The organism is Microvirgula aerodenitrificans DSM 15089 (assembly GCF_000620105.1).
GTDB lineage: Bacteria > Pseudomonadota > Gammaproteobacteria > Burkholderiales > Aquaspirillaceae > Microvirgula > Microvirgula aerodenitrificans.
The window spans coordinates 114118-123716 of sequence record NZ_JHVK01000009.1 but is presented as its reverse complement, the minus strand read 5'-3'; the positions used below and the strand labels follow the sequence as shown (position 1 = coordinate 123716).

Here is a 9599-nt window from a genome sequence, read left to right as displayed (position 1 = left end):
GACGCAGGCGGCTGCAGTCATGGGCCAGTCATGGGCCGGGTGAACAGCCTGCCCGGCAGGCTTTCCGGCGACCGCCCGTCATGTCATCCAGATACGAAAAAGCATGAAAAAAACCCATGTACTATGCTGCAGAGGCGTGCCCGGCCCGTGGAGATCCCCGGGCGGCACATCGATTCCAGTCCCAACTTGTTCTGTGGAAGGTGTCAGGCATGAAAATTTCGACCAAGTTGTACGGCATGGCCCTGGTCAGCCTGATCGGGCTGCTGGCCATGCTGTTTACGCTGAACACCCAGCTCGACGTGATCAAGGACAAGGTCGCCGACGTCACCGGGAACACCATCCCGTCGATCATCATGGTCGGCAAGGTCAAGGCCCTGTTCATCGAAGCACGCCGGCAGACGCTGATGCACGCGGCAGCGACGACGGCGGAGGAGAAGCGTGTCACCCAGACGGCAATGGAGGACGCGCTGGAGCAAACCCGGCAGGGGCTGGCCAATTACAAGACCGCGCTGATATCGAACGATGAAGACCGCCGCCTTGCCGCGGACACCATTGCTGCGGTCGACAAGTGGAAGGCGCTGGTCCCCGGCTTCCTGGCACTGTCCAATCTCAATACGCCGGAAGGCAATGCCGAGGCGCAGAAATACGTCAGGGACGTCAATCTGCCGGCGTCGAACCTGGCCATCGAGCAAATGGACAAGATGGTCGCCTTCAATAACCGGCTCGGCGACGAAACCGGTTCCAGTGCCCTGAAAACCGCGGAGCGCACCAAGTGGATCCTGGTCGGGCTGGACCTGACCCTGCTGGTCATCGTCGGCGGCTCGAGCCTGTGGGTGCTGCTGAGTGTGCGCCGCTCGCTGACGCGGCTGGATCAGGGCATCGGCGGCATCACCAGCAACCGGAACCTGACGCAGCGGGTCGACGACGGAGGCCGGGACGAAATTGCCGTGATTGCCCGGCGCTTCAACCAGTTGCTGGAAATGCTGCAATCCAGCTTTGTCGAGCTGAAGCAGATCGGCGAAGCCGTCGGTGGTCATGCCACCGAAGTCTCTGAATCCTCGAAGCAGATGTCGCTGGCGGTCGAGCAGGTCAGCGAATCGACCGCCAATATGTCGGCAGCCGTCGAACAGATGACGGTCAGCGTCAACCACGTGGCCGATCGTTCCGAGCAGGCCGACCAGAGTGGCCGGGCGGCCGGCGAGGAGGCCACGGCCGGCGCCGCCGTCATCAACGACACCATCGACATGATTCGCCGGACCTCGGACAGCGTAAAGCGCGCCGCAACCCAGGTCGAACAGCTGAAGGAAAAGACGTCCTCGATCGGGGCTGTGGTCGACGTGATCAAGGATATTGCCGACCAGACCAACCTGCTGGCGCTGAATGCCGCCATCGAGGCGGCGCGGGCCGGCGAAACCGGCCGTGGCTTCGCCGTGGTCGCCGACGAGGTGCGCAAGCTGGCCGAGCGCACCGCGCAATCGACGCAGGAAATCACCGGCACCGTCTCGTCGATGCAGCAGGACGCCAGCCAGACCATGGTCTCGATGCAGGGCGTGGTCGAGCAGGTCGAAAGCGGCATGCAGTCGGCCGGTCAGGCCACGCAGGCCATGCAGCGCATTCTGGAACGCACGGGTGGAGCCGTTGACCAGATTGCCGACATCTCGCATGCCATGCGCGAGCAGTCGCGCGCCAGCACCAGCATCGCCCAGCAGATCGAACGCGTGGCGCAGATGGCGGAGCAGAGCCATTCCAGCTCGCAGAGCAACTCCGCCACAGCGGAGAGTCTGGATCTGCAGGCGCAGAAGATGCTGGGCACCATCGCCCGGTTCCAGGTGTGACCTCCTGTCCCGCAACGAGGCCGGCCCCGGACACTGCAGTGTCCGGGGCCGGCGGGAATTGGTGCAGGGCATTTCGGACTCAGCCCCGCGTAAGTCATCCGTTCAGTGGATGGGGGCATCATAGCCAGCGCTTGTGACAGCGCGGTTAAACGGGTAACGGCTCGCGCACCGACGCCGGCAGTCATTTCCTGCTCCACGATTTGATTATTGATGCAATAATCAACGCAACGATCAGGAGTCCCACATGACACACCCCACGCACGGCGGCAAGCGCGACGGTGCCGGCCGCCCGGCCGGCAGCGGCCGCATCGATACGTCCGAACCGCTGACGCAGACCCGCATACCGGTGGCGGACAAGGAAGCGGTCATCGACTTCGTCATCCAGCGCCAGGCACGGCGTCTGGCCAGAACGCCTTCGCCGGCCGAACTGGCCCGGCGCTATCCCGGCACGGTCATGCTGCCGGCCGCCGATGCCCCGCGCATCGGCGTACCGCTGTTCGGCTCCGGCGTGCGCGCCGGTTTTCCGTCTCCGGCCGATGATTACGTCGATGTCGTGCTCGACCTGAACAGTTACATGGTCGACGACGCCCCGTCGACCTTCATGGTCCGCGCCAATGGCGACTCGATGACCGGTGCCCATATCTTCAACAACGACGTACTGGTGGTCGACAAGGGCCGCTCGCCCTCCAGCGGCGACATTGTTGTCGCGTCGGTCGAGGGCGAATTCACCGTCAAGCGCCTGCAGATGGACCGGGGCCGTCCGGTCCTCCGTGCTGAAAATCCCGCCTACCCCGACATCGTCCCGACCTATGACCAGGAAATGGTGATCTGGGGCGTCGTGACCGGGTCGCTGCGCAAGTTCTGAGCATGGCCACTTTTGCGCTGGTCGACGGCAACACCTTCTACGCCAGCTGCGAGCGTGTGTTCCGGCCCGACCTGGCCGGACGACCGATCGTGGTGCTGTCGAACAACGATGGCTGCGTGGTCGCCCGCTCGGCCGAGGCCCGCGCGCTGGGCATCAAGGGCTTCGTGCCGTATTTCGAGGTGGCAGGACTGTGCCGCCGGCATGGCGTCGAAGTGTTCTCCAGCAACTATGCACTCTATGGCGACATGAGCCGGCGCATGATGGCCATCCTCGCCGAACACGTGCCGGCGCAGGACGTGTACTCGATCGACGAATGCTTTCTCGACCTGAGCGGCCTCCCGGACCGGGATGTGCTGACCCGCCGCCTGCGCAGCGATGTCTGGCGCCGCATCGGCATTCCGGCCTGCGTCGGTGTCGGTGCCAGCAAGACCCTGGCCAAGCTGGCCAACCATATTGCCAAGAGCCGGCCCGAATGGGACGGCGTATTCGATTGGGACTGGGCCGGCACCGCCGAGCGCGAACGACTGCTGGCCGGTATCGAAGCACGCCGGATCTGGGGCGTCGGCCGCCATCTCGGCACGCGACTGGCCGACATGGGCATCCACTCCGCGCTCGATCTGGCCCGCGCCGACCCGCACCGGATCAAGCGCGCGTTCAATGTCGTGGTCGAACGCATTGTCGCCGAACTTGGCGGCGTGTCCTGTCTGGACATGGAAGACGTGGCGCCGCCCCGGCAGCAGATCATCAGCAGCCGCTCGTTCGCCCGTCCGCTCAACGACTACACCGCCGTTCACGCCAGCGTGTCCCACCACGTGGCCCGCGCCGCCGAGAAATTGCGCCGGCAGGGCTCGGTGGCCGGGTCGATCGGCGTGTCGATCCGGAGCAGCCCGTTTCGTGACGCGCCCTGTCATGGCTGGCGCGTCATGCCGCTGATCTATCCGAGTGACGACACCCTGACCCTGGCCGATGCGGCGGCGCGCGCGCTGCGCACCATCTGGCGCGATGGACCGCTCTACCAGAAAGCCGGGGTGGTCCTGATGGACCTCGGCCCGCGCACGGTACAGCAGCAGGACCTGCTGCTCGCCCCGCCGGACCCGCGCCGCGCCCGGCTGATGGCGGCACTGGATGCCGTCAACCGCCAGTTCGGCCGCGACACGCTGCGGCTGGCCGCCGAACAGGCCAGCGAGCAGTGGCACATGCGCCAGCAGTGGCGCTCGCCACGCTATACGACACGCTGGGATGAGTTGCTGGTGGTGCGCTGACGGATGCTTACCCGCGTCGCCACCACGCGGCCCGCTGCGCCGGGTCGAGATAGGTCCACGCCACCAGCCGGCTCTGCTTCTGCCCCTGTGCCATGGTGATGGTGCGGCTGTCGTACACGCCGGCCTGCCTGAGAGCGCGATACACCGCGGGCAGGCTGGCCGAGCGGGAAATCAGACTGCTGAACCACAGGCAGTGCCCGGGGATATGCGCACTCTCGGCGATCATGCGGCCGACAAAGGCTTCCTCGCCGCCGGGATACCACAACTCGGCCTGCTGCCCGCCGAAATTCAGCGTCGGCGCCCGCCCGCCCCGTGCGGCCTTGCCGAGGTTCTGCCATTTCCGCCGCGAACCGGCGCTGGCGTCGGCTTCGGAGGCATGGAATGGCGGATTGCACAGCGTCAGTCCGAATCGCTCGCCGGCCTGCACGACATGCTCGAACATGGCATCGTCCGCCGGCTGGCGGCGCAGTGTGATCGCCTGCGCCAGCCCGGGATTGGCATCGATGATCGCCTGGGCACAGGTCAGCGCCCTCCGGTCGACATCCGTGCCGACAAAACGCCAGCCATACTCGGCATGGCCGATCAGCGGGTAGACGCAATTCGCTCCCACGCCGATATCCAGCGCACGCACCGCCGGTCCGCGCGGAATCTCCCCCCCGTTGTCGGTCGCCAGCAGATCAGCCAGACAGTGCAGGTAGTCGGCGCGGCCGGGGATGGGCGGACACAGGTAGCCGGGCGGGATATCCCAGTTGCCGATCCCGTAAACCTGCTTCAGCAAGGCGCGATTCAGTGCCTTGACCGCAACCGGATCGGCAAAGTCGATCGACTCGTCGCCATGGGCATTGCGCGAGACAAAAGCCGCCAGTTCGGGACTGGACGCCACCAGCGCCGGGAAGTCATAACGGCCCTGGTGCCGGTTGCGCGGGTGCAGGCGGGCGACCGGGCTGGCCGGCGCGGCAGGATGCGGCTTGGCGCGCATGAAAACTCCTAACGGGTAACGGGGGGGGCGGCGCGCCATGACTCGCGCGACAGCCGGTACAGGCAATGCTCGCGCAGCGGGCTGTCGGCAGGCACGGCCGGGTGGAGGAAGGTGTCGGCCGACGGTTCCATGCCAAGACGCGTCATGACCGCACGCGAGCGGGTGTTGCCAATGGCGGTAAACGCCACGATCCCGGTCAGGTCCAGATGTTCGAAGCCGACATGCAGCGCGGCGGTGGCGGCCTCGGTGGCCAGGCCCTGGCCCCAGAATGGCCGGGCCAGCCGCCAGCCAATTTCCACGCAGGGCGAAAACGGCAGGTCGGCAGACGGGATATTCAGGCCGACAAAGCCGATAAAGCGCCCGCCGGCCCGTTCCTCCACGGCCCAGAACCCCCATCCACGTTCGGCGATCAGTGTCTGGCAGCGATCGGCCATCGCATCGCTGGCCGCACGCACCAGCGGTGCGGGGAAACATTCCATCACCCGGGGGTCCGCATTCAGCGCGGCGAATGGCCCACGGTCGGTCGCTCGCCACTGACGCAGCTTCAGCCGCGCTGTTTCGGGTTCGATCAGGGCAACCATGTCCAGCCTCCTTTGTGTGACGACCGCCGGGCCAGTGCCGTCGGGGGCCGACATGCTACCCGTCGGCGGGCATCCTGTCGCTGCCATGGTCTAGGCTGACGCATGACAGCCCCTTCAGGAATGGCATGATGCCCCCCGCCAGCACCACCCCGCCACCGGCAACCGCCGATCACCCACCGGTCGACCACCTGCGTTTCCATCGCCCCCACGCGCATCTCGCTCCGACCTTCGGCAACGACCGTTTCGCCCTCCGGGCGGAAGCCTTCGCCCGCTTCTTCGGTACGCCAGCCTTTCTGTTCGGACAGACCCTGGTGGTTGCAATCTGGATCGGCATCAATGCCGCCGGTCTGACCCGTTTCGACGTCTACCCGTTCATTCTGCTGAACCTGGCATTCAGCCTGCAGGCCGCCTATGCCGCGCCGCTGATCCTGCTGGCGCAGACCCGGCAGGCGGCACGGGACAAGGCGCATGCCGAAGCCGATGCCCAGCACCGCGAGGCGCTGGCGGTGGCCAATGAACAGCGCCTGGCGATCGCCGCACAGAATGCAGCGCAGCTGATGGCCCTGCTGGAGCAGAACACCCGGTTGACCACTCTGACCAAGCAGCTGACAGAACGCATAGAGACACTGACGGTCGAGATGCATGCCGAGTTCATGCGCAAGGGCGACAAGCCGTAAGCGTGCCCTGCCCCCGCCGTGCCGGCACTGTGTCATAGTATGCGCGCGGTTTCCGCCCCGTTCCGGGGCTCAGCCATCAAAGGAAAGGCGTCTGGCATGCCCGATACGCCATCACCCCTGCAGAATCACCTGCTGGCTGCCCTGCCAGCCGAAGTCCGCGAGCGCCTGTTCCCCTATCTCGAGCCGATGCCGATGCCGCTGGGCAAGGTGCTGTACGAATCCGGAGATACCCTGCGCCATGTGTATTTTCCGACCAATGCCATCGTGTCGCTGCTGTATGTAATGGAAAGTGGCGCGTCGGCCGAAATCTCGGTAGTCGGCAACGAAGGGCTGATCGGCGTGGCCGTATTCATGGGCGGCGAGAGCACGCCGAGCCGCGCCATCGTGCAGAGCGCCGGCCATGCGTTCCGGCTGCCGGGGCAGCGACTCAAGGACGAGTTCAACCGTCATGGTGAAATGCTGCTGCTGATGCTGCGCTATACCCAGTCGCTGATCACGCAGATGGCGCAGACGGCCGTGTGCAACCGCCATCATTCGATCGACCAGCAATTGTGCCGCTGGCTGCTGCTGTCACTTGACCGGCTGCAGGGCAATGAGCTGGTCATGACCCAGGAGCTGATCGCCAACATGCTTGGCGTCCGCCGCGAAGGCGTGACCGAGGCGGCCGGCAAGCTGCAGAAGCTCGGCCTGATCGAATACAGCCGCGGGCGGATCACGGTACTGGACCGGCCCGGCATCGAACAGCTGTGCTGTGAATGCTATGCCGTGGTCAAGAAGGAAACCGATCGCCTGCTGCCGTACGTGCCGGTACGTCCCGCGAACTGACTTCGCAGGCAAAATTTGACCCGGGTTATGCCCGGGTCGCCCGCCATTTGTCAGAACTCAGAAATGTCGGGGGTTATCAAGCCTGATCAGGCCTTGCACTTTTCCAGAAAACCCTTGACCTGCTTGTCTGCCTCGTCACGCGAGATCGCGTAACGTTCCTGCACCAGGCCCACCAGCTTCTGCTCGTGGCCGTCGGACTTCCGCAACTCGTCTTCGGTCAGCTTGTCCCAGGTCGTCCGGGCGGTGCCGACATGTTGCTCCCACTTGCTCTTGATATCGCCGGCATAGGGTTGGCTCATGTGGATTTGCGCTCCGGCGTTGCGGCAACATTACCGTCCTTGGCTGCAGCGTGCGGCGGGGAGCCGGCTTCCTTGACCGGAGCCGGTGCCGGCGTCGGGCTGACCGGCGTCACCGGGGTCGGGGCATGACCGTTTCCGGTTTGCGGGCTGGCGCTCTGGCCCGGCTTGGTGAAGGGCTGGGTGCCCGGCTTGTGGGCCGGGGCTGCGGTTTTGTCGATACCGTTGTTCGTGCTTTGATTGCTGGACTTTTCCATGATGGCCTCTGCGTGAATTCCGTCACCCGCGAAATTGCGAACTGCCGGTATGGACGAATATGAACATCCCGGAAGCAGGTGTCGGTGCGCCGGCGCGCTTATGCAAACCGGGTGAGGGTGCGCCCTGCCCCGGCGCCGGCGATGGGCTAGGCTGAAAGCCCAACCCTGCCCGGGAGAGCCCCATGGCAAGACAAGAGATGAACGAAGCCCTTGACTGCTGGAACGACGAGGGCGGCGCACAGTTCCTGGCACAGACCGCGGGCTACGACGCCGAGGGGCTGGCACAAAACGAACGCCGTCTTCTTGAATGCCTTGGTGTCGCCGTGGTCGGCCTATGGCGCGAACTGCCGACCGCCGTGCAGCGCGCACTGTTCCAGTATGCGGTCCGCGACCAGGCCAGCGATGCCGCCGAGCTCAAGGCGCAGATTGCCCGCTTCCTGCACGACCATGCCGGCCAGCAGACCCGCTCGCCTGGCTGATTGTTGAGCCGCAGGCGAGCGCCCTCCACGCACCGGGGCCATCGGGCAGACCGCAGCCCAAACCTGTCAGTTCAGGGAAGTGTCCCCCAGCACACTGACCTGACATCTGGCAGGGAGTGAAAATGGGCATGCGGTACGCACGCAGCAAGCTGCATCTCGTCGATGAGGCAACAGGCCGGCAGGGCGTCAGGGAAAGCCGGCTCGCCACTGGTCAGCAAACCGGTCACGTTCTCTCGCAGAAACAAGGGATTGCCCCCCTTGTTTCGCCCCGTCTCGCTATAACGAGACTGGGCCGTCGATTCAACCGGTGGGGGTGCCGGTTCTGCTGTCTGGTCCCGTCTGTCCATGACCGTGATCGTCAAGCAACAGCAGAAGGAGTCGATCGATGAGATTTGCACTGATCTGGCTGGCCGTAGCCGGCAGCCTGTCCGCAGGCGTGCAGGCCGAGCCGCCGAAAATCATGAATGACCGGGTGGTCGACGAGCACGGCATGACGCTGTACGTGTTCGACAAGGACTCGCCGGGAAAAAGCGCCTGCATGGACGCCTGTGCCAGCAAATGGCCGGCCGCCATGGTGGATTCGTACGACAAGGCCAGCTCCCCATGGAGCACCCTGACCCGTGATGCGGGCCAGAAGCAGTGGGCGTACAAGGGACGGCCGCTGTATCGCTGGTCGATGGACAAGAAGCCCGGCGACACGCTCGGCGACGGCATGTACGGCGTCTGGCACGCAGCCCGACCCTGAGCCCCGGCAAGACGGCACCGACGGCAGCCGTGGCGCCGGTGCCGGTGGTCCGTGCTACGGCTCGATCACGACCTGGACCGTCGTGCTGCCGAAGTGGGAAATGCCGTATTCGATCGGGCAGCCCGACGCGTCTTCATAAACGGTCTCGACACACAGGATCGGCATCGAGACCGACTGGTTCAGTTGCCGTGCCACGTCCTTGTCCGGCAAACGGGCCGTCACCCGGCTGACACGGCGATGAAACTCGTCGACCCCGAAGCGGGCCAGCGCCAGATGCGTCTTGCCGGTCTCGCAATAGATTTCCGCAATGCCATGGAAGCGCGGCAGCGGAAAATACTGGACGCAGACACCGATGACCTTGTCGTCGACCACGTCCAGCGAGTCGACCCGGACCACACGGGTCCCGTCGGCCAGCGACAGCATCTCGACCACGGTGGCATCGGGTGCCATGTCGCAATAACCGGTGATCCGGCTGCGGCCGACCCGGCGCGCCTTGGCCACGCTGTGGGCAAAGCGGGTGCGACGGCCAACCTCGTAATCGATCATGTCTTCGCGCACGAAGGTGCCACGGCCATGCAGCACCTCGACCAGCCCGCGCTCGGCCAGTGCCCTGGTCGCCTGGCGAACGGTATGCCGGTTCACGCCGAAGCGCTCGGCCAGTCCGGTTTCATTGGCCAGTCGGCCGGTCAGCCGGCCGGCCAGAATCTCGGCCGCCAGCGTGGCTTCGATCTGGCGCCAGACTGGTGTGCCGGTGCGGCGGGTCACGGGAGCATCGGTCATCGGGTCACCGGTCAGAAG

The 9599-nt window shown here is 65.4% G+C and carries 11 protein-coding genes and 1 pseudogene; 7 read left to right on the top strand and 5 right to left on the bottom strand.

The genetic code is table 11. The features are described from left to right. Positions 1–221: 221 nt before the first annotated feature. From Q352_RS20535 to Q352_RS0109675, 3 genes and pseudogenes are all read left to right on the top strand, one after another. A pseudogene (locus Q352_RS20535) lies at positions 222–1835 on the top strand (methyl-accepting chemotaxis protein); the annotation flags it as partial. 244 nt (positions 1836–2079) lie between these two features. Continuing rightward, on the top strand, positions 2080–2700 hold the full coding sequence (locus Q352_RS0109680) for a LexA family protein (protein WP_028499173.1): 621 nt from the start codon (positions 2080–2082) through the stop codon (positions 2698–2700). Between the two features lie 2 nt (positions 2701–2702). Further along, entirely contained in the window at positions 2703–3962 is a 1260-nt protein-coding gene (locus tag Q352_RS0109675; protein ID WP_028499172.1) for a Y-family DNA polymerase, read from the top strand. Between the two features lie 7 nt (positions 3963–3969). Here the strand turns inward: Q352_RS0109675 and rlmF are convergent, their stop codons facing one another. After that, entirely contained in the window at positions 3970–4941 is a 972-nt protein-coding gene (rlmF, locus tag Q352_RS0109670; protein WP_028499171.1) for a 23S rRNA (adenine(1618)-N(6))-methyltransferase RlmF, read from the bottom strand. Between the two features lie 8 nt (positions 4942–4949). After that, positions 4950–5522, bottom strand: coding sequence for a GNAT family N-acetyltransferase (locus Q352_RS0109665; RefSeq protein WP_028499170.1), 573 nt, complete (start codon positions 5520–5522; stop codon positions 4950–4952). A gap of 125 nt (positions 5523–5647) precedes the next feature. Between Q352_RS0109665 and Q352_RS0109660 the strand changes: the two genes are divergently transcribed. Then, positions 5648–6199, top strand: coding sequence for a DUF1003 domain-containing protein (locus Q352_RS0109660; RefSeq protein ID WP_211249614.1), 552 nt, complete (start codon positions 5648–5650; stop codon positions 6197–6199). A 96-nt stretch (positions 6200–6295) separates the two neighbouring features. Then, on the top strand, positions 6296–7024 hold the full coding sequence (locus tag Q352_RS0109655; protein ID WP_028499168.1) for a Crp/Fnr family transcriptional regulator: 729 nt from the start codon (positions 6296–6298) through the stop codon (positions 7022–7024). Positions 7025–7110: 86 nt separating this feature from the next. On the opposite strand, the gene Q352_RS0109650 is transcribed toward Q352_RS0109655, so the two are convergent. Together Q352_RS0109650 and Q352_RS0109645 are read right to left on the bottom strand one after the other, a co-directional pair. After that, entirely contained in the window at positions 7111–7323 is a 213-nt protein-coding gene (locus tag Q352_RS0109650) for a CsbD family protein (protein ID WP_028499167.1), read from the bottom strand. Continuing rightward, positions 7320–7577, bottom strand: a complete 258-nt coding sequence (locus tag Q352_RS0109645) for a hypothetical protein (protein ID WP_028499166.1) — start codon at positions 7575–7577, stop codon at positions 7320–7322. Before Q352_RS0109645 ends, Q352_RS0109650 begins: the two co-directional genes overlap by 4 nt. Positions 7578–7759: 182 nt before the next feature. On the opposite strand from Q352_RS0109645, the gene Q352_RS20530 reads away from it, so the two are divergent. Both Q352_RS20530 and Q352_RS0109635 read left to right on the top strand, forming a co-directional pair. Continuing rightward, complete coding sequence (locus tag Q352_RS20530) at positions 7760–8056, top strand: hypothetical protein (protein ID WP_156952517.1); 297 nt, start codon at positions 7760–7762, stop codon at positions 8054–8056. A gap of 385 nt (positions 8057–8441) precedes the next feature. Continuing rightward, complete coding sequence (locus Q352_RS0109635; RefSeq protein WP_028499165.1) at positions 8442–8801, top strand: COG4315 family predicted lipoprotein; 360 nt, start codon at positions 8442–8444, stop codon at positions 8799–8801. A gap of 54 nt (positions 8802–8855) precedes the next feature. Here the strand turns inward: Q352_RS0109635 and phnF are convergent, their stop codons facing one another. Then, positions 8856–9581, bottom strand: a complete 726-nt coding sequence (gene phnF, locus Q352_RS0109630) for a phosphonate metabolism transcriptional regulator PhnF (RefSeq protein WP_028499164.1) — start codon at positions 9579–9581, stop codon at positions 8856–8858. Positions 9582–9599 lie beyond the last annotated feature (18 nt).